Source organism: Acinetobacter sp. BZX-2 (assembly GCF_055179795.1).
Genome location: NZ_CM143686.1, coordinates 2673888 through 2694500 on the forward strand (window position 1 = coordinate 2673888; position 20613 = coordinate 2694500).

The following is a 20613-nucleotide window of genomic DNA, read 5'->3' on the forward strand; positions in this document are numbered from 1 at the left end:
TTTCAAATTTCATGAGCAAGTTTTATAAACAAGGCCGAGATCATTTTAGCCACATCCCCAAAACCTCTTTCTATGGATATTCTGTGAGTTCGCAGAAAAACTCAAGAACAAATAACAGAAAACTGAATTTTATCATTAAATATGAAGAAATTATGGAGAATTATACAAAATAGAAAAAATAACCTTTTGTAATTTCATCATTTCTTCATAACAATGTCATCATTCTGTCAATCAAACTTTTCACACTTATGCAAACACTAATACCATAATTTGAGCAGAAAATGATTAAAAAAACCTTAATAATGACCAGTATCATGGCACTTTTAAGCGCTTGTAATGACGATAATAATGATTCAACAACAACTTCAAAACCTGAATATAAAGAACCGAAAATTATTATTGTAGGCCACCGAGGTGCGAGTGCTTTACGTCCTGAACATACCTTAGAAGCGTACCAAAAAGCGATTGATGATGGTGCGGATTTCATTGAACCCGATTTAGTTTCAACCAAAGACGGTGTACTGGTGGCACGTCATGAAAATGAAATTGGGGGTACCACCAATATCAGTGAATTAGCACAATTTGCAGATCGTAAAAAAACCAAAATCATCGATGGAACATCATTAACGGGTTGGTTTACCGAGGATTTGACATTGAGTGAATTAAATCAAATTAAAGCACGTGAGCGTATTCCAAAACTTCGCCCTGAAAATACCAAATACAATGACCAATTCAACATTCCCACACTAGAACAAATTATTGAACTTGCTGAAAAAAACTATAAGAAAACAGGAAAAATTATTGGCTTATATATCGAAACTAAGCATCCCACTTATTTTCAAAAAAACAATTTAGGTCTTGAAGATCCTTTATTAAAAACACTGGCGAAATATCAATATACACGTGACATAGCACCGATTTACTTACAATCTTTTGAGGTCAGCAATCTCAAATATATGAAAGATCAGCTGACACTACATAAAAGTTTAAAAAATGCCAAAATCATTCAACTCTATGATGATAAAACGGTTAGCCCTGCGGATTATGTTGCTCAAGGTATTCAAGCAACCTACGGCGAAATGGCAACAGCACAAGGCTTAAAAGACGTTGCCAAATATGCCAATGGTGTAGGCCCATGGAAACCTTATATTTTCAATGAAAGCTTTACTGCACCTTCTTCTTTTGTTGCAGATGCACATGCCGCAAATTTAAAAGTTCATCCTTATACTTTCCGTCCTGAGAACAACTTCCTTGCCGCAAATCTAAAATGCAGTAGCGCTGAAGCAGATGCCTCGAAACGCTGTGAAGCAGGTGCAAATAAAGAGTTTGAAATGTACTTTAAAGCAGGCGTAGATGGCTTATTTACAGATGATCCGGGTCTAGGTCGTAAAGCAGTCGATGCTTATTGGAAAGCGAATCCAAGTGCGCAATAAATATTGATTTCTACTCTTTAAAACGCTTTGATTGGGCAAGGGATTGAATGACTTGCCCAATTTTTTTATAAACTTGATGTATTTTGCCTAAAATTAATACCCATTTAAGTTTAAAATATTACACTTTTTAAAAATTTAGCTTCATTGATTTATGAGTGATTATTCTCCCCTTAAAGGTACGACTGGTTTCAAACGCATCATCAATGCAACGGGTTATTCTTTGGCTGGTTTTAAAGCCGCCTTCCAAAATGAAGCCGCTTTTCGTCAAGTTCTTTTCCTCAATGTTATTCTCATTCCAATCACCTTTTTCTTAGATTTAAGTGCTGTTGAACAAGCTTTAATGATTGGCGTATGTTTATTGGCGATTATTGTTGAACTGTTTAATTCAGCACTTGAAGCTGTGGTTGATCGTATTTCCTTGGAACGTCATCCACTTTCCAAGAATGCCAAAGACATGGGCAGTGCGGCTCAATTTGTTACTTTAACGATCATTGCCGTGACTTGGGCTTTGATTTTACTACGCTAAAGATCATCTTGATTTAGAGATAAATTGAAAAGCTAAACTGACTTTATTTATGACGTATAAATTGATTTGCGAAGCGCATTTCGCTTTCGCAAATCCTTTCATTAGAAACAATCTACAATTTAATATTTAAACTTCACATTAAAACGAACCATCATTGGATCACCCCAATTGACCAACTGCGCATTCGGTGTTGTTCCTGCCAAGTATTCTCGATCAAATAAATTTTTAATGCTTAAACCTGCGCCCCACTTTTCTGCTTCATAGCCTGCATTTACATCAAATACAGCATAACTTGGTAAATAGACATAATCCGTACTCCGTTGTGCCGTGCGTGAACCCTGATAACGTATCCCAGCACCCATATTCCAACCGAGTTTATCAGGACTGAAATAATACTGAGTAGATAAAGTTGCCGCATTTTTAGGAACATGATTACTACGTTTACCAATTTCACTGGCGGTTAAACTTTCAGTAATTTTTGCTGTTGGAATATAGCTATAGCTTGTCGAAATGTTCCATTGATCCGTAAGTGCAGCGGCCATTTCGGCTTCAAAGCCTTTGGTCACTTGTTCACCTGTTTGGATAGAGAAATTTCCTGAAGCATCTGCCTCTGTCACGTTTTTACGCGTTAAATCATAATAAGCAATATAACCTTGCAAACGCTGATCCAAAGCTTGTAACTTCACCCCAATTTCTGCTTGCTTACCCTGTTCTGGATCAAGTAATGAGCCATTTTCACCTGAATCTGTTACTGGCATGAAAGATGTTGAGTAACTGACATAAGGCGCAAACATATCATTCATGCGATACATCACCGACGCGCTGCCCGTAAAAGCATTGTCAGAGTTTTTGGTTGTTGTGTTATTTAAAATATTGTCAATTTCAACTTGCGTCCAGTCATGACGTCCAGACAAACCGATAATCCAGTCATCATCAATTTTAATGGTGTTACGTAAATATAAGCCTGTGTATTGGCTATAGGTTATTTCTTCTGAGGGTGTACCTCTTTTTTTAATAATGATGTTGCCATAGCTTGGATGATTTGCATCAAAATCATTAATCGTATCTGTACGACGATAATAATCACTACGCTCTCGCATCATATCTACACCGACCATGACATCGTAGTTAATCGATCCAAAATTAAAATTGCGTTGTAAATGATTATCCAAGGTATAATTCACATCTTGCTTATCTTGATTGTTAATGGCTCGCTTAATTGTAGGAAGTACATTTCGACCAGATGCAAGAATCGAATCACCCAATATCTCAGTTTTTGTCACAGCAAAATTTTGTTTAAACGTCCAATCATTATCAAAATAATGAGCATAGTTTGCCCCTAAACGATACACATCGACATCATAGCCATAGTCTGGATCTCCAAAGAACAGGCTATGTGAATAATTCTTATAATTTCCACTGCTATATGGAATACCTTGCTGACGCAGATATTCACGGCGTTGATAGCTGGCAATTACAGATAAATCGTCTTTTTCACCTAAATCAAAATTATATGATGGTGCAATATATAAGTTTTTGAAATACACATAATCCGTTGGATCATCCTGATCAGACACTCGCCCGACAATACGAAATGCACCTTTTTCTGTATTGTTGGGTGCATAGTTAAGATCAAAAGCTCCCTCTTTTAAACCATAACTCCCGTAACTTAAGCCGCCTTTATATGTTGTTTCAGCTTGTGGACGTTTTGTGGTTAAATTGACTAAGCCCCCAGGTAGCGCTAAACCAAAACCTACAGAAGTCGGGCCTTTGACAACTTCAATCGATTCTAAACCTGAAATATCTTCTGCTCTTAAAACGTTATCCGAAGCTTGTACTCGTAAACCATCAATATAAGTTTGAGAGCTCGAGATTTGCCCACGAATAATAAAGTCATCCCAACCACGGCGACCATATTGCCCAGTGGTGACACCTGCAACGCCTTCAAGTGCTTCAGCCACTGTTTTTGCTTGTTTTTGTTCGATCTGCTGATTTGTAATGACACTAATCGATTGTGCTGTTTCAAATAATGGTGCATCTGAGCGTAATACTGCATTAGCCGTTTTAGCTGCATATAGTTTTTGTTCTGTTTCAGCTTGTACTGTAATTGATGGAAGTACAGATGCTGCGTTTTGTTGTGTAGTAGATTCCGTTTCTGCATGCGTAGTCGCTGCCAAAATAGCCAGAACTGAACATGTTAAATAAGATCTGTTGAATTGCATTTGACAGCACCATATAGAAAAGTGGTGTAAATTATAATCATTTGCATTTATATGTATAGAGATTACTTAAGAAATATTTGTGAAAAATACATTAACTTTAGAATATTTAAACAAATTTTATTGTGAAAATATCAATATCGTAATAAAAAAGCCCATCAACTGATGAGCTTTTACTGAACCAACTCGATTATTTTATCGACTAACTGGGATACTAAGTTCCTCATCTTTGGTTAAAGCAACCGATGTTAAAATTGGAATAGCGAGAATAATTGGAACCGTAAAGATCCATAACACTACTGTTAATTCCCCTGAAAATAGAAAATGAATACCAAGCGCAGCCAATATCAAAACCAAGAAAAGAACACTTGCAAAGCGAATCACAAATTTTAGAGCCATCGTTAAACTCCCGTAGGATTATAATCTTTGTCTTTTGAGTATATACCCAATATTTTGGTTGGTTATATACTCATTCTGACTGATTTACTTATTATTTCCCACCAAAAACGTAGGAAACTCCAACTCTTCCACCCACTTCACCACCACCAGCAACACCAAATGCACCACTAAAAGATGTACGACCATCTTCAAGTACACTGGTTATACCAAGAGCGCCAGCTGATTGTCCCTCGTAATGTCCCATACCACCAAATACAGCAAATTGACCTGGCTTCATATTCGGTACAGCCTGTTGCGCAGCAAGTGAGATTGCTACTCCACGATAAGCATTGGTTTCAACATCATCAAAACGTCGATTTAAGTCTGCTGTATAAGATCGGAATTGTCCCATATTAACCGCGTCATTATTTGCAACACCATCGGCAACATTAGAGACGACTTTATTTCCTGCATCTACACCCTGTGCAGACAGTTTTACATCACCAACAGATACTTCTCCAGCTTTTACGGTTGTGGATATAGATGATTTCGTTTCTTTACCTGATGCATCTTTTTGGACAATGTCTTGGCTCAATAACACTCCAGACACATGATCTACTCGAGTTTCTGTTACAGACTTTGCCGAACCATCTTTAGCTGTTGAAGTCGTATTAAAATTTGAAGTATCTGATTCTAAAATCCCAAATTTATCAATAACTCTCGTATTGGCATTCGCTATTGATGTTTTTATACCGTCTGAGCTAAGAATATTCTCTGAGCCGTATACTTTTTCAGTAAAACTTTGATCTGTGCGATTTTCAATGTCTGAACCACGAATAATATTTTGTGTCGTTATTTTTCCATCTACAGCTGTGCTTGTTTTGGTTTCAGCATTTTGAATATTTCTCGTCGAATACACCGCTTGCGAAGCAAATAATCCCATTTCAGTATTGTTTACTGTTTCATTTGAAATATCCGACGTCGTATATGTAAACCCTGATTGATCTTTATTGGTTACTTTCATATCTGAGTTGAACTCAGATGTAATTTGCTCTGATATTTTTTGATCCGCTTGATAGACCAAATTTTCTAACTTCGTAGTTCCCTTTGTTTCTGTGGTTGACGCATCTAGAACATTTTTATGTGTATAAGAAGATTCATTTAGCGATGAACTTGATAAAGCATTTTTGCCTTTTTGGTAATCCACAGCAGTTGTGTTGTTGCTTGATGTTGTTTCAATCGTACCTTTTACGACTGATTCGCCATTTTCATTAAAATCATAAATTTTATTATTCGTACTCACTTCCACTGTCGTAGCTGCATCACGATATTTATCACTTTGATTATGATTGTATAAAGTGACATCATTTGTACTTTTTAATTCTGAGCGAGCAATATAACCATCTGCGAAGGTATCTTGATTGGTTTGCTGATTTTGTTCAGACTTTTTATATGCTATAGCACCAGACTGATAAACTTGTTCAGCTACTTTTTTACTCTTCGTATTTTGGTTAACAACATCTACATCCGTTGTTTTTAATACTTGAGTGCTTTTCACTTCTCTCCCATGCTCATCATATGCTAAGACACCATTTCGGATTGACAAATCAGTACCATTTTCATCAACACCATAATAAGGTGCTGTAGAAGTCAATTTTTGATTACTCAGCACATCCAGAGTAGAAGAAGTATTAATTGTTCGATCTAAAATATTTTTTCCTTGCGCATACTGCACAATGTCTAAATCTTTTGATTGATTATCATAGTTGAGAACTTTTCCGTTAGCATCTGTACTTTTTTGGTTTGATGAAATCTGGCTTGAATAGTTCCATACTTTTTCTTGTCCAGTTTGGTATTGCTGTAATAATGCCTTAGCTGCGGTATCAGATGTATTAATGGTTTTAATAACAACTTGACCTTGTTCATCTAACACTAAATTACTCGACATATTTTGAGTATTGTAGGCTTGTTGAATTTCACGATCTAATGCATTTTTTCCTGCAGAATATAATTTTATGGTTTTATTTTTATCCGATTTATTGGATCCATAAATAATCTGACCATCTTTTGATGTTTCAGATTCATCTACATGATCCTGCTCAGTTAAATTGTAAGCCAGTTCTTGCCCATAATTCACTTGTTCAGATTTATGGTTTGAGTTTTTTGCTTTAAAAACAGTATCGACTTGAATGCTTTTATTTTCTGATGCATTTTCTAAAGTCACTTCACTTCGAATGTCTTTCCCTTCTAAATCAGTCCCAAGAACGACATAGTGGCGCTGAGTACCATTTTCATCAACCCAGCTTCGAACATTACTCTCTGTCACATCTTGCCCTGTATTTAACAATATATGTTGATTAGGATCTAAATAACCGCCTGATAATGAACCATAATTACCAATGGTTTTATTAATACTACCCGCTTTAATATTCTGTTGATTTGTTCCAGAGGCATTTTCAGCACTTACTGTCTTACTTCTTAACTGCTGCAGATCAACACTCGATTGCTGACTTATAGCTCGATCAACTTCAATATTTTCCTGCATGCTCTTTTTATATTCTACTGAACTATTTTCTGCCGTTATCGCATGTTCAACAAAACCATCTGCATAATTTTTAACTTGATTATAAGTCGCCGATTTGGTTCTTTTTTGAGTAGCGGTATCCGAATAACGGCTATTTGTACCATTATTCAGGATGTCGTAATCCTGCCCTTGTTTATCTCCAGAGACATGATGCGTTGCTTGATAATTTGCCTGATATAATTCTTCAGAAGATTTATTTTCAAAGGTAAATTCAGTAATAGGTTGATTATTGGTTAATACCAACTCACCATTTATATTTGTTTGCAATTGACGATTTGCATTATGTCGAAGAGTTTTAGAACTTTCTTCTGTACCTATGGGTTGCGCACCATCTTGGTATTTAACATATGTTGTATCCGTAGAAGTATTATTGATTGCATTAAATCCATCCCATACTGAAGTTCTATTTACTTCATTCAGGCTTGACGACTTTCTACTTTCCTTAATTAAAGATGAATCATCGTAAACAATATTATGACTTGAATCTGAATTTTTTCTATTCGTAACTGTAGATTCTTTTTCTATATATCTTTTATCAGAACTCACTTGAATTGCTACAAATTGTCCTTGACCATCAGTTGCATAATCTACATCTGTACTGTTTCCACTTGATGAATGTTCTTGGTTGGTTAAAACCTTATTTGGGTCACGGCTAATGATTTTACCATCTTGGTTAGTCGTAGATTTATATGTCGCATTTTTAGATTGAGATTGGTTAGCTCTACCTTCGGCAATATAAACATGAGCACCACTTTCTATAACGGGTTGCCCATTGGCATCGCGTTTTTCAACGCTATTAAAATTTGATTGCTGGTATTGTGATTCATTCAGCGTATCTAATGCAACGTTATTTGAGTATTTTGTATTTGATTGACGACTATAATATGCATTACTTTTTGCATCTTTAACTTTTGTTAAATCATCCGCAGCAAAATCAAATGATGAATCATTTAAACGACGTTCTGAATTTGCAATTTCATTACCACTTGCATCTAATCTGACTTGAGTATTGGCTTTACGTGTAACTGTACCTGTGCTGTTGAAGTCGCTATTAATGCTTTCATAATGTGAAAGTTCATTTTCACCCACTTGGTTTGATGAATAATATCTCCCTCCATTTAAATCTGCCCGACGTGTTTCATCATAACTATATTGTTGATAATTTTGTCCTGAACTAGACGTTTGACTTTCTTTTATTTTCGTTCCTACAGAAGAAATAGTATTTGAGTTTAAGTTATCGTATTGGTAATTATTATCGTACATATTAAAATTGGGGTTAGATTGGTAATTACTTGTTCCTTGGGTTTGTTGATAATTATTTCCTAAATTTTGATCATAGGCAGTCCGATAAGTAAGGTCTGCTGCGGCATATCCTGTTATTGAAGATAATGCTAATACGAGTGTAGTTTGTTTTAACTTCATCAATATAATTCCCAAAGTTTTATCGATTATTTAATTTTTTGTTTTGTGCGCCTTTTAAATTTAGAAATGGCACGCTTACTGAATAGTATAAAATACTAGTTTTATTATGTAATTTAATCAATGAATTTCGTTACTTGTTTTTTGAGAATAAATTTTTAAAGTAAAAGAAATTTAAATATTGATAAAAAAATCCCTGCTAAAAAGCAGGGATTTTTTATGCAGTAGCGCTTAGGATGAATTACATCATTCCACCCATACCACCCATGCCGCCCATATCAGGCATCGCTGGTTTATCTTCTGGAATATCAGTAATCATACATTCTGTAGTCAACATTAAACCTGCTACAGATGCAGCATGTTCAAGTGCAGAACGCGTTACTTTTGCAGGGTCAAGAATACCCATTTCCAGCATATCACCATACTGAGAAGTCGCAGCGTTATAACCAAAATTACCTTCACCCTTTTTCACAGCATTGATCACGACTGATGGCTCATCACCTGCATTAGATACGATTTGACGTAGAGGTGCTTCAATCGCACGACGCAAAATATTGATACCCACATTTTGGTCATCATTTACACCAGTGATACCATCAAGCGCAGATGCAGCACGTACTAGTGCAACACCACCACCTGCAACAACACCTTCTTCAACCGCAGCACGTGTTGCATGAAGAGCATCGTCAACACGGTCTTTCTTCTCTTTCATTTCAACTTCAGTCGCTGCACCAATTTTAATTACAGCCACACCGCCTGCTAATTTGGCAACACGCTCTTGAAGTTTTTCTTTGTCATATTCAGACGTAGATTCTTCAATTTGTGCACGAATTTGAGTAACACGTTCAGCAATTTGTTCTGCGTTACCTGCACCATCAACAATCACTGTGTTTTCTTTAGAAATAGTCACTTTATGTGCAGTACCTAAGTCTTGAAGAGAGGCTTGCTCTAAAGTCATGCCGACTTCTTCAGAAATAACGGTAGCACCAGTTAAAATCGCGATGTCTTGCAACATTGCTTTACGGCGATCACCGAAACCAGGGGCTTTGACCGCACATACTTTGATAATACCGCGCATGTTATTTACAACAAGTGTTGCCAAAGCTTCACCTTCAACATCTTCAGCGATGATCAAAAGTGGCTTACCTGTTTTAGCAACAGCTTCAAGCACTGCAATTAATTCACGGATATTGCTAATTTTTTTATCAACAAGAAGAATAAATGGGTTTTCAAGCTCAGCAGTTAGAGTATCTTGTTTGTTTGCAAAGTATGGGCTGATATAACCACGGTCAAACTGCATACCCTCAACAACGTCAAGTGCATCTTCAAAGCCTGAACCTTCTTCAACAGTGATCACGCCTTCTTTACCAACGCGTTCCATTGCTTGTGCAATCAATTTACCTACAGTTTCATCAGAATTTGCAGAAATCGAACCGACTTGTTCAATTGCTTTCGTATCAGAAGCAGGTTTTGCAGTTGCTTTAATGTTTTCAACAACAGCTTTTACAGCAAGATCGATACCACGTTTTAAGTCCATTGGGTTCATGCCCGCTGTTACTGACTTAATACCTTCATTTAAAATTGCTTGAGCAAGTACAGTTGCCGTTGTTGTACCATCACCTGCGATATCATTGGTTTTTGAAGAAACTTCACGAACCAATTGAGCACCCATGTTCTCAAATTTATCTTTAAGCGAAATTTCTTTAGCAACAGTTACACCATCTTTAGTGATGTGCGGTGCGCCAAAAGAACGGTCAATTACAACGTTACGACCTTTCGGACCTAAAGTTACTTTTACAGCGTCTGCAAGTGTATTTACACCAGCAATCATTTTCGAACGTGCTGAATCACCGAATTTTACGTCTTTAGCTGACATGCTAAACTCCAATATTCTTAAATTTTTACTGATTTGATTTTAAAATGGATTTAACCTTTTCATTTTGGCTTAGGTTTTCTTTAATGTTGAAAATCTAAGCTTTTAAAATCATGAAAAAGTTATTCAGGTTTAAATTAACCTTCTAGGACCGCTAAAATATCAGACTCTTTCATAACAAGAAGTTCTTCACCATTTACTTTAACTTTTGTACCAGCATATGCGCCGAACAATACGTTATCACCAATTTTTACGTCTAATGCACGAACACCATTGTCAGTAATTTTACCATTACCTACAGCAAGGACTTCACCTTGAGCGGGTTGTTCAGCAGCAGAGGTACTTAAAATCAAACCGCCTGCGGTTTTAGTTTCCTTTTCTACGCGGCGAACCACAACGTTATCATGTAAAGGACGAATGTTACTCATTTCAAACTCCATAGGCATTTCAAAACGCCATTGATTACTAGAAGATGACTTCTTATTCCTAGGTCATCGACAAAATATTTGTATGTCACTTTTGTGGGGATGGAAACATAGGCTTCAAGGGGGAAACTTAAAAATATTTTGCAAATTTGTATCTTTTTTACACGTTCAACTCAAATCTAAGATGATCTAGAAATTCACTGTTCTAATTTGACAATAAAATCCTGTAATTGTTCATCAAAAAAGTAATGCTCAAATCTGCCATCTTTATAAATCACATTAAAGCTATTGGGCATATTTTTATACAGCCTTTTGGAAACTGCAGTACCTGCATGCACCTCATAAACTGGTTGACTTAAATTTAAAGCAAATTCTTGATTTAAATCATAAACGGCAACAAGATGTAAATGTCCATGTAACAAAGCATACAACTGATGCTGCCCCCATTCTTTTATGGCAAATTTCCCCAATGCAGGACAATCTTTCAAATGATGATTCTCATTGGAAATATAAAAAGGTTGATGACTGACAATGATTTTCAGCTGATCAACGGGTGCATTGGATAATAATTGATTCACTTTTTGAATTTGCGTTAAAGAAATGTGACCTCGAGTATGATAACGACGTCGGATCGTATTCATTCCAATTAAATAAAAATGTTCAGTTTGCAAAGTATTCTCTAAACTGCCAAAAAATAACTGATATAAACCAAATGGACGAAAAACACGCTTCCACACATGATACAACGGAATATCATGATTGCCAGGAACTACAAAATAAGGAATTTTCAAACTGTCTAAAAACTGACGACATGCTAAAAACTCTTTAAATTTAGCTCTTTGTGTTAGATCTCCACTCACCACGACTATTTCAGGTTGCTGTTTTACGCAAAACTTTTGTATCGCTTTAATACATGCTTGGCGTTCAGTTCCAAAATGAAGGTCAGACAGATGCAACAACATACGGCACCATAATATTTAAAGCATTTTTTTCAACATGAAGTTTTAAAGGTGTATTCATAGATACAATTTCACCATCGACAGCAACAGTCAGTTTAGGCTTTTTTGAATAAACAATGACGCTTTGTGCACCAAAACTATATACATCTGAAGCTTGATCTAATCGCCCTCGTATCATCTGAAAAAGGGTTTTAAATAAAGTGAGCTTATCCCCTTTTGCAATCACAATCCCTGCGATCTCACCAATTTCTGCGCATTTGGCAATTTTGAGTTTCATTTCTTTTAATTGTAATTGGTTATTCCCAAAAAATATTAAAGGTGTTTTAACAGGATATTTTTGACCATCAACTTCAATTTCAAGTTTTAATTCTTTACGATCACGAATGAGTACATCCAAGCCTGAAGTGTAAGCATTTAAAGTCAAACGTCCCAATTTACGATTGTAATCCTCTCTTTTCTTAATAAATAAAGGATAAAGCCCTAAACTGGCGTTATTTAAATAGATCTGATCATTAATACAAGCAACATGTGAAGCACGTGGTGTACCTGTTGCAACAACTTCTACTGCTTCAAGAAGATCCAACGGAATATTCAAAACTCGTGCAACATAATTAAAAGTCCCCAATGGCAAAATACCCATTGGAATTTTCTGATGCAGCATTTGTGATGCTACGGCATTTAAAGTACCATCGCCACCTGCTGCAACGATCACACCTTTATGATCATAACGTTGATGGCGTTCAAATACTTTTTTCATCAAAGTTTGGATACTTACTTCTGATCCAATATCAAAAACCTGTATTTCAAACCCATGAGCAGACCAAATCGTCATGAGTTGTTCATAGATACCTTCTTTCTTATTGGCATGAAAGCCAGATTTCTCATTGTAAATTAGTGAAAGTGGTTTAAGATCTTTACGCATAGACTTGATTATTGTGAAGTATTTCCACTAATTTTGCCGATTTTGTAAACAATTGGTAGCCCCTTTATGTAAAATTTGAATTATGATCATTTATTTAATCAATAAGAAAGTTCAACTATGTTTAAAATTTAACTTGTTGTAAATTATTATTATTTATAATTAAAATATCACATATAATAGATATAAATAGTTAAATAAAAGCCCTAATTTCCATACATTATCATTTAAAATCAACACATTAATAGAAATATTACATTTGGTATCTTTTACGCCTTTAGTCTTATTTTTTTTGTGAATATATGCTTTAATACAGCCACTTTTTTTCATACTTAAATCTGAATGTTGTATCACTACATTTGGATTATTATTTGTACATAAAATTGTACACATTTAAGATAGGCCTCACCATGACCCAAGTGAACGCACCAGAATTCGTTCGTCATCCCAAGCTCATTGCATGGGTTGAAGAAATTGCTAAATTAACCAAACCTGCAAAAATTGAATGGTGTGACGGAAGCGAAGAAGAAAATCAACGTTATATCGATTTGATGATCGCTAACGGCACTATGCAAGCTTTGAACCAAGAAAAACATCCTGGTTCTTATTTAGCGAATTCTGACCCGTCTGACGTAGCTCGTGTTGAAGGTCGCACATACATCTGTTCTGAAAAACAAGAAGATGCTGGCGCGACGAACAACTGGGAAGCACCTGCTGAAATGCGCGCACGTCTTAACGGTTTATTTGATGGCGCAATGGAAGGTCGTACAATGTATGTTGTACCTTTCTCAATGGGTCCTTTAGGTTCTCATATTGCTCATATCGGTATCGAAATCACTGATTCACCATATGTTGCAATCAGTATGCGTAAAATGGCTCGTATGGGCAAAGCTGTTTACGACGTACTTGGCACAGATGGCGAATACATTCCTTGCGTACACACTGTTGGTGCGCCACTTGCTGAAGGTCAGAAAGATGTTGCTTGGCCTTGCAACCCTGAAAAATATATTGTGCATTATCCAGAAACTCGTGAAATCTGGTCTTATGGTTCAGGTTACGGCGGCAATGCATTATTGGGTAAAAAATGCCTCGCTTTACGTATTGCATCATCTATGGGTCGTCAACAAGGTTGGTTAGCTGAACATATGCTTATCCTTGGCGTGACCAATCCACAAGGTGAGAAGCATTACATCGCAGCAGCGTTCCCTTCTGCATGTGGTAAAACAAACTTTGCAATGTTGATCCCACCAGCAGGTTATGAAGGTTGGAAAATCGAAACTGTAGGTGACGATATTGCCTGGATCAAACCAGGTGAAGATGGTCGTTTATATGCGATTAACCCTGAAGCTGGTTTCTTCGGTGTTGCACCAGGTACAAATACCAAAACCAATCCAAACTGTATGGCTACATTGCATAAAGACGTGATCTATACAAACGTTGCTGTTACTGACAATGGCGAAGTTTGGTGGGAAGGTCTTTCTAAAGAAGTGCCAGCAAACTTAACCAACTGGAAAGGTCAACCACACACTGGCGAAGAAAAAGCAGCACATCCAAATGCTCGTTTCACTGTTGCCGCAGGTCAATGCCCTTCTATCGACGCTGACTGGGAAAATCCGGCAGGCGTACCGATTTCTGCATTCATCTTCGGTGGTCGCCGTGCCGATACAGTACCTTTAATCTCAGAAGCATTTGACTGGGTTGATGGTGTGTATAAAGCTGCAACCATGGGTTCAGAAACGACTGCTGCTGCTGTTGGTCAACAAGGTGTTGTACGTCGTGACCCATTTGCGATGCTTCCATTTGCTGGTTATAACATGGCTGACTATTTCTCTCATTGGTTAGAACTTGGTGAAGAAGTTGCTACTAAAGCGAAAGCTGCTGGCAATAAACTTCCTGGTATCTACAATGTGAACTGGTTCCGTCGTGATGCTGAAGGTAACTTCGTATGGCCTGGTTTCGGACAAAACATGCGTGTTCTTGAGTGGATCATTGACCGTTGTGAAGGTCGCGCTACTGCAATTGATACACCAATTGGTCGCGTACCAACTTACGAACAGTTGAACTGGACTGGTTCTGACTTTACCAAAGCACAATTTGATCTTGTAACCTCACAAGACAAAGAGCAATGGGTAAAAGAACTTGAAAGCCACACTGAGTTGTTTGATAAGCTTGGTGATCGTTTACCTGCTGCACTTAAAGCACGTCAAAACGAGCTTTTAGAAGCTGTTCAAAAGTCTGCTTAATAAAATATAAGTAACACTCAAAAAAGACCGCACATGCGGTCTTTTTTCAACCTATTTTAATAAATTTTTATATTTTTTATCACTTTACAACTAAGCATAAAAAGGGGAAATCCATGCTAAAAACACTAACCTTAACGACAACGATCTGTCTATTCAGCTTATCTAGTATTACTATGGCCAATACTGAAACAACAGAACAATCTACGCCTCATATCTGCGCAATCAAAGGCACACCTGATTCTAGCCAATTTAAAATCATGAAACGTGTCAAAGTAGCGAAAGGTACTTATGGGAGCGTAGAAGAACTTTATCCTCGTTTTGCAGAGCGTACCCATCAAGTGGGTGGTAACGTAGTCATCAACTACAATGCCAGTCAAAGATTCGGTTTCTGGCCTTGGCGTATTGTACGCCCAGTGGTTTGGGGTACTGCTGTAAAATGGAATACACCTGTAAACTGCCAACAACTTGGTGGAATTGAAATTTAAGTATAAAAGCCGCTTTAAAAGCGGCTTTTTCATAGAATTCAAATCATTACCCTGTTCCAAATCCTGCTTATATTTTAAAATCGTATTAACATCATTTAAAACAACATACCAAATAACACCTAGTAAAATCACGATTAACACTGCAGCTATCAAAACTTATAAAAAAATAAAGGAATCAAAGAAGATTTATTTTTTACCAATTAAAACCGTATTCTTGCTTTAACTCGCTTGTATATATTCGTAAGTTTAAAATATCAATGTATCTTTAAAAAAAGAACTTTTACTATAGTAAAACCGTCTAATTTATCATACATATATCAAAAAATCGTCTAAAAAGAATATCTATCGAGTCAATAAGCCATTCTTTCCTTTTCTTCTTCACCCATGCCCACATTTTTTCAATAGGATTCAAATCTGGACTACAAGGAGGGAGCCAAAGTATTTGATGTCCATGTTGTGCTAATAAGTCTTGTATATCATGTCGTTTATGAAAGGTGGCATTATCCATAACAATTACACTGTGAGCTGGTAATTCTGGAATTAAAAATTTATCCACCCAAAATGGAATACATCAGAATTTACCTTGCAATCAAATAAACCCACTGCAAATAACTTATTCTGATAGATTGCTTCAATCGCATTGGTTTGATTTTTTAATTGCCAATTGTATGCCCCATAACAAGGAGTTCCTTGTTTAGAATAACCATGAGGTCTACATTCATGGGATTTAAAGCCACTTTCATCAAGATAGATGATCGGATGTTTGCTTTTTAATTGATCCAAATCTTTTAAGTATTGCTCTCTGATTTCGGCTTTTGCTTGTGGGTGGCGTAAGGTCTTTTTTTAACTGTAATTCCTAATCGTCTTAATGCGTCACCAATAGAAGAAGTTCCACAATTAAAGCGAAGAGCACGCTCACATTGATAGTCATCAAGATATTTTTCAACATCCGCACGTAATGCATCATCATCTATTTTAGTGGGTTTACGTGGTCGAGTTCTTTTGATTTCTATACGTTTTTTCCACTCGACAATTGTATTTTTATCAATTTCAAATTGTGAAGCTACAGCTCGAATGGATTTACCCTCCTCAAGCTTAGCTAAAACTTTGCGCCTAAAATGTTCTGAATAACTCATTATTTTAGTGTATAGATTTTTTATCGGATTGACTATACTTTTCATCTAGAAAATACAAAGTGTCATCTACCTGAATAAATTTCAACTTTTCACTAAAAAATAATGCATTAAAATCCCTATATGGATATGACACAGATTTCCAAGAGTCGTATTTTATTTTCCAATTCACTTTTATTTTGCACAAAAAAAGAGACCATGCGGTGAGCATGGTCTATAAAAATGGTGGCTATGACGAGACTTGAACTTGTGACCCCCGCATTATGAGTGCGGTGCTCTAACCAACTGAGCTACATAGCCTTAAACTGTGTGCGCATTATCTAAATTTCTGCATGCTTCGTCAAGCACTCAAACTCACTAGTGATCATGCTTTAAACAATTGATAATTAAATGTTTAAAATTAATACATATTTATCTATTTTATCAGACACAAAGCTAAAAAATAACATTCAATTTACACAGCATAGATCGCAAATTAAAAATAGAGAATGGCTTACCATTCTCTATTTGCAATAAGCTCTTCCATTTCAATATCTAAATAACCTTGGTTCTGAACCACCATCATCATCGCTTCTGCGATATAGTCAGCAGCAGTATCATCTAATGAAGAATCAAGGTCCTCAAACTGGGGCTTCATTTCATTAATTTCAACCACGGTTAAATTGGCCAAAGAATAAATTTCAGTATCACTAAAACTGCTCTTAGACACCTTTTTGGCAAACTTTTCTATCAACTGCTTTACTTCAGCGACAAGAATGTCAGGATAATATTCATCATCAAACATTGGGAGGAGTAGATCGTTAAACATAGCAACCTAAAATACAGCATATCAATCAACACGCTTATATAACATAAACAATACAATTCACCAAGTTGATAAACCATTAAGTTGATTGAATTTACAAATCATATTTACCTGTTCAACTTATCCTAAATAAAAAATAAAGCAAATCAATACAATGGAAACGAATCAAAATCACATCACTGCCCATTGATATTTTAATAAACACTTATTTATTCTAAAAAAATGGCACTTTTCTTGATAAAAATGCCAATGATCACTTTAAGCACCTTGGTTGATTTGCAGCGCTTTGGTTTGATCACCACTTAAGCTTTTCGCCTTTTTAACCAAATCAATAAACTCCGCTTTTAAACCATAAGGATCAGATTGCTTACCAGCTTGCGCTAAATTGAGAATGTCATTCCATCCCATTGACGCATTATATTGACCACCTCTTAATTGTTGCCCGTATGCAGCAACAGCGATGGCAAATTTAGTATCTACATTTGCTTGATTCAATGGTTTACTCGCCACAGCAATCGGTTGAGTCATTAAAATACTCTTAGATTGGTTAGGTAATTTATAGCGAATATTTAAAAATGCATACTCAGAATTTTTCCCTGATTTAATTTTGTTTTGAGCATATCTTGAATCGTTTAGCCAGCCCTTTTGCCCTACTGGAATAATTTCATACAATGCCGTAACGGTATGCCCTGCTCCAATATCCCCCGCATCGACCTTATCATTATTAAAATCCTCCTCATTCAATAGTCGATTTTCATAACCGATCAGGCGGTACTCTTTCACCGTATTAGGATTAAATTCCACTTGAAGCTTGACGTCTTGCGCTACGGTTGCCAAAGTTGATGATAATTGACGATCTAAAACTTTTTTTGCTTCATTTTCATTGTCGATATAACTGTAGTTTCCATTTCCAGCATCAGCCAATTGCTCCATCAGTTGCTCATCATAGTTTCCTGAGCCAAAGCCTAAAGTAGAAAATGAAACGCCTGTTTTGTGCTTTTGCTCAACCATTGTTTTTAATGCATCAAAATCTGTAACACCGACATTAAAATCACCATCTGTGGTAATCAAAATACGATTTATACCCCCCTTAATATAAGCTTTCTCTGCGGCTTGATAAGCCATGTCAATCGCATGTGCACCAGCTGTACCACCTCCTGCAACCAAATCATCAATCGCTTTAAGAATCTTCTGCTTTTGTTCCCCACTGGTTGGCGCTAAAACCATTTTGTCACCATCTGAATAGGTAATTAACGTGACTTTATCTTGAGGGCGTAATTGCTGAGTGAGTATTGTTAATGTCTTTTTGACCAGTGGTAATTTATTGGGTCCATCCATACTACCTGAAACATCAACAAGGAAAACCAAATTGGCTGGTGCTAAATTTTTCTGATCAATATCCTTGGCTTTAATACCAATTTTGATCACTTTGGCATTCGGTTGCCATGGAGAATCCACTGTTTCTGTACTCACTGCAAAAGGATGCGCACCACTTGCTTGTGGATATTGATAATCAAAATAATTAATCATTTCCTCCACACGCACAGCATCTGCAGGCGGTAGTGTTTTCTCACTCAGTAAAAAGCGTCGAACATTGGTATAACTTCCAGTATCGACATCGGCACTAAAAGTAGATACAGGTTGCTGAGCAACACTTTTCACAGTATTTGTTTCGATTTTTTGATAATTCTCAGTATTTCCTTCAGTTCCATAAGCAGGACTTTGTTCCGCAGCAGCATCTGTCACCTGTTGACTTGAATTACCCATCGGAGCTTGAGCTTGCATATCACTTGCAGCTTCTTCAGCCTTTTTACTACAAGCAGTCATCATCACAGCACATAATGATATTGCCAGTATTTTTTGATTGAACTTCATCACTCATTCCTCAAATTATTTTAAGTGTTATTGTTATATCGATATAAGTTAATTGTTATATTATAACATTTATTATTTTTCACAATTGTATTTTCAAAATGGTTGACATGATTTTGTTTATTTTCAGTAAGTCTAAAATCTATGCTCAATGCTAAAATGTTCTTGAACAACTCTAGCAATAATTCTCAAACTTATTTCATGATTAAATTTCACATTGAACAATATAATAATTAGAAACAATAGCTTAAAATTAAATCATTGATTCAAATATTAAATAGATACAGTAGAATAAGCTGGAAAATTGATGCATCTATTCTCCATCTTACAAAACGCTTAGCTTTAACACAGTTTCCTCGCAGAATTTTATTTACATGCCACATATAAAACTTTACATGTTGATGCGAGCCCTGCCAAAACATTTAACGCATTGACTAAATTGCAGCCTGCATCGCCTGCCATACTTTTATTGCATCCGACATTGCTTTTACATCATGCACACGCACCATACACGCACCTTGCTGAATACTCAGTAAGTGTGCCGCAACACTCCCCACAGCACGATTTTGCGCATCTGCTCCACCAAGTGCCTCACCTATAAAACGCTTACGAGAAAGCGCTGAAAGGATTGGATAACCCATCTGATTAAGCTGATAAAACTCATTCAAAAGCTTTAAATTTTGCTGTGCATTTTTAGCAAAACCAAAACCTGGATCAATCATAATATGTTCAGGTTTAACACCTGCTTGCAATGCATCATCTATTCGCTGCTGAAGCTCAGTCATAACATCTTGAGTAATATCTTGGTATTGGTCCAGATTGTTCATCGTAGTGGGTTCACCACGCATATGCATAATAATGATTGGAATATTTAATTCAGCTGCTGTTTTTAAAGCATTTGGACGTGTTAAAGCCCTAACATCATTCCAAATATGCGCACCAGCCTTTACCGCTTCACGGATCACTTCTGGCTGTGAGGTATCAATAGAAATCACCACATCATGGTTTGCTAACGCTGCAACAACTGGAATCACACGGCGAATCTCTTCTTCAATCTCAACGGGTGACGCACCCGGACGTGTAGACTCACCGCCAATATCGATCACTGTTGCACCTTGCTCGATCATTTCTAAGGCATAAGCAACCGCTTGATCTTTCTGATTGTGCTTTCCACCATCACTAAAAGAATCAGGTGTTACATTGAGAATACCCATGACATGCGCTTGCGATAAATCCAAGCTTAAACGCCCACATTGCAAGATTTGCTGAGGAAGTGGCATAAGTTGCATGTCATGTACCCATTGATGATTTAACTAGACCTCAGTGTATCAATTCCAATA

General features: G+C 36.5%; 17 protein-coding genes and 1 tRNA gene. 4 read left to right on the forward strand and 14 right to left on the reverse strand.

Annotation, left to right across the window (positions count from 1 at the left end; translation table 11 throughout):
• Positions 1 to 281: 281 nt before the first annotated feature.
• Together ACY45D_RS12575 and ACY45D_RS12580 are read left to right on the forward strand one after the other, a co-directional pair.
• A complete protein-coding gene (locus tag ACY45D_RS12575) occupies positions 282 to 1433 on the forward strand; it encodes a glycerophosphodiester phosphodiesterase (protein ID WP_463107045.1) in 1152 nt (383 codons plus the stop codon).
• A 151-nt stretch (positions 1434 to 1584) separates the two neighbouring features.
• Positions 1585 to 1959: a diacylglycerol kinase gene (locus ACY45D_RS12580; RefSeq protein ID WP_463107046.1), complete on the forward strand. Its 375-nt coding sequence runs from the start codon at positions 1585 to 1587 to the stop codon at positions 1957 to 1959.
• 119 nt (positions 1960 to 2078) lie between these two features.
• On the opposite strand, the gene ACY45D_RS12585 is transcribed toward ACY45D_RS12580, so the two are convergent.
• The 7 genes from ACY45D_RS12585 to ACY45D_RS12615 all read right to left on the reverse strand — a co-directional run bounded on the left by ACY45D_RS12585 (position 2079) and on the right by ACY45D_RS12615 (position 12738).
• Positions 2079 to 4181 carry a TonB-dependent siderophore receptor gene (locus ACY45D_RS12585; protein ID WP_463107047.1) on the reverse strand — a complete coding sequence of 701 codons (2103 nt, stop codon included), beginning with the start codon at positions 4179 to 4181 and terminating at the stop codon, positions 2079 to 2081.
• A 192-nt stretch (positions 4182 to 4373) separates the two neighbouring features.
• Positions 4374 to 4577 carry a hypothetical protein gene (locus ACY45D_RS12590; protein ID WP_463107048.1) on the reverse strand — a complete coding sequence of 68 codons (204 nt, stop codon included), beginning with the start codon at positions 4575 to 4577 and terminating at the stop codon, positions 4374 to 4376.
• A 91-nt stretch (positions 4578 to 4668) separates the two neighbouring features.
• Complete coding sequence (locus ACY45D_RS12595; protein ID WP_463107049.1) at positions 4669 to 8562, reverse strand: YadA-like family protein; 3894 nt, start codon at positions 8560 to 8562, stop codon at positions 4669 to 4671.
• A 238-nt stretch (positions 8563 to 8800) separates the two neighbouring features.
• A complete protein-coding gene (groL, locus tag ACY45D_RS12600) occupies positions 8801 to 10435 on the reverse strand; it encodes a chaperonin GroEL (RefSeq protein WP_463107050.1) in 1635 nt (544 codons plus the stop codon).
• A 134-nt stretch (positions 10436 to 10569) separates the two neighbouring features.
• Complete coding sequence (locus ACY45D_RS12605; RefSeq protein WP_463107051.1) at positions 10570 to 10860, reverse strand: co-chaperone GroES; 291 nt, start codon at positions 10858 to 10860, stop codon at positions 10570 to 10572.
• A gap of 194 nt (positions 10861 to 11054) precedes the next feature.
• On the reverse strand, positions 11055 to 11819 hold the full coding sequence (locus ACY45D_RS12610; protein WP_463107052.1) for a metallophosphoesterase family protein: 765 nt from the start codon (positions 11817 to 11819) through the stop codon (positions 11055 to 11057).
• On the reverse strand, positions 11800 to 12738 hold the full coding sequence (locus ACY45D_RS12615) for a diacylglycerol/lipid kinase family protein (protein WP_463107053.1): 939 nt from the start codon (positions 12736 to 12738) through the stop codon (positions 11800 to 11802). The genes ACY45D_RS12610 and ACY45D_RS12615 overlap by 20 nt, the downstream gene beginning before the upstream one ends.
• 407 nt (positions 12739 to 13145) lie before the next feature.
• On the opposite strand from ACY45D_RS12615, the gene ACY45D_RS12620 reads away from it, so the two are divergent.
• Both ACY45D_RS12620 and ACY45D_RS12625 read left to right on the forward strand, forming a co-directional pair.
• Positions 13146 to 14978, forward strand: coding sequence for a phosphoenolpyruvate carboxykinase (GTP) (locus ACY45D_RS12620; RefSeq protein WP_463107054.1), 1833 nt, complete (start codon positions 13146 to 13148; stop codon positions 14976 to 14978).
• Positions 14979 to 15091: 113 nt separating this feature from the next.
• Entirely contained in the window at positions 15092 to 15463 is a 372-nt protein-coding gene (locus tag ACY45D_RS12625; RefSeq protein ID WP_463107055.1) for a hypothetical protein, read from the forward strand.
• 298 nt (positions 15464 to 15761) lie between these two features.
• Here ACY45D_RS12625 and ACY45D_RS12630 read toward each other — a convergent pair whose 3' ends face one another.
• The 7 genes from ACY45D_RS12630 to folP all read right to left on the reverse strand — a co-directional run bounded on the left by ACY45D_RS12630 (position 15762) and on the right by folP (position 20562).
• Entirely contained in the window at positions 15762 to 16019 is a 258-nt protein-coding gene (locus ACY45D_RS12630) for a transposase (protein ID WP_463107056.1), read from the reverse strand.
• Entirely contained in the window at positions 16004 to 16246 is a 243-nt protein-coding gene (locus tag ACY45D_RS12635) for a transposase (RefSeq protein WP_463107057.1), read from the reverse strand. Before ACY45D_RS12635 ends, ACY45D_RS12630 begins: the two co-directional genes overlap by 16 nt.
• 5 nt (positions 16247 to 16251) lie before the next feature.
• On the reverse strand, positions 16252 to 16599 hold the full coding sequence (locus tag ACY45D_RS12640; RefSeq protein ID WP_463109485.1) for an IS630 transposase-related protein: 348 nt from the start codon (positions 16597 to 16599) through the stop codon (positions 16252 to 16254).
• Between the two features lie 220 nt (positions 16600 to 16819).
• A tRNA-Met gene (locus ACY45D_RS12645) sits at positions 16820 to 16896 on the reverse strand.
• Positions 16897 to 17089: 193 nt separating this feature from the next.
• Complete coding sequence (locus ACY45D_RS12650) at positions 17090 to 17404, reverse strand: DUF5713 family protein (RefSeq protein WP_463107058.1); 315 nt, start codon at positions 17402 to 17404, stop codon at positions 17090 to 17092.
• Between the two features lie 255 nt (positions 17405 to 17659).
• Complete coding sequence (locus ACY45D_RS12655) at positions 17660 to 19276, reverse strand: vWA domain-containing protein (protein ID WP_463107059.1); 1617 nt, start codon at positions 19274 to 19276, stop codon at positions 17660 to 17662.
• A 431-nt stretch (positions 19277 to 19707) separates the two neighbouring features.
• Positions 19708 to 20562, reverse strand: coding sequence for a dihydropteroate synthase (gene folP / locus ACY45D_RS12660; protein WP_463107060.1), 855 nt, complete (start codon positions 20560 to 20562; stop codon positions 19708 to 19710).
• Positions 20563 to 20613: the final 51 nt, after the last annotated feature.

Bases quoted from the DNA above. Each gene is read 5' to 3' on its own strand.
- ACY45D_RS12615 (WP_463107053.1), bottom strand. From the start codon at position 12,738: ATGCGTAAAGATCTTAAACCACTTTCACTAATTTACAATGAGAAATCT.
- ACY45D_RS12620 (WP_463107054.1), top strand. From the start codon at position 13,146: ATGACCCAAGTGAACGCACCAGAATTCGTTCGTCATCCCAAGCTCATT.
- ACY45D_RS12595 (WP_463107049.1), bottom strand. From the start codon at position 8,562: ATGAAGTTAAAACAAACTACACTCGTATTAGCATTATCTTCAATAACA.
- ACY45D_RS12610 (WP_463107052.1), bottom strand. From the start codon at position 11,819: ATGTTGTTGCATCTGTCTGACCTTCATTTTGGAACTGAACGCCAAGCA.
- ACY45D_RS12605 (WP_463107051.1), bottom strand. From the start codon at position 10,860: ATGAGTAACATTCGTCCTTTACATGATAACGTTGTGGTTCGCCGCGTA.
- ACY45D_RS12585 (WP_463107047.1), bottom strand. From the start codon at position 4,181: ATGCAATTCAACAGATCTTATTTAACATGTTCAGTTCTGGCTATTTTG.
- ACY45D_RS12580 (WP_463107046.1), top strand. From the start codon at position 1,585: ATGAGTGATTATTCTCCCCTTAAAGGTACGACTGGTTTCAAACGCATC.
- ACY45D_RS12575 (WP_463107045.1), top strand. From the start codon at position 282: ATGATTAAAAAAACCTTAATAATGACCAGTATCATGGCACTTTTAAGC.
- ACY45D_RS12655 (WP_463107059.1), bottom strand. From the start codon at position 19,276: ATGAAGTTCAATCAAAAAATACTGGCAATATCATTATGTGCTGTGATG.
- ACY45D_RS12640 (WP_463109485.1), bottom strand. From the start codon at position 16,599: ATGAGTTATTCAGAACATTTTAGGCGCAAAGTTTTAGCTAAGCTTGAG.
- groL (WP_463107050.1), bottom strand. From the start codon at position 10,435: ATGTCAGCTAAAGACGTAAAATTCGGTGATTCAGCACGTTCGAAAATG.
- ACY45D_RS12590 (WP_463107048.1), bottom strand. From the start codon at position 4,577: ATGGCTCTAAAATTTGTGATTCGCTTTGCAAGTGTTCTTTTCTTGGTT.
- folP (WP_463107060.1), bottom strand. From the start codon at position 20,562: ATGCAACTTATGCCACTTCCTCAGCAAATCTTGCAATGTGGGCGTTTA.
- ACY45D_RS12625 (WP_463107055.1), top strand. From the start codon at position 15,092: ATGCTAAAAACACTAACCTTAACGACAACGATCTGTCTATTCAGCTTA.
- ACY45D_RS12650 (WP_463107058.1), bottom strand. From the start codon at position 17,404: ATGTTTAACGATCTACTCCTCCCAATGTTTGATGATGAATATTATCCT.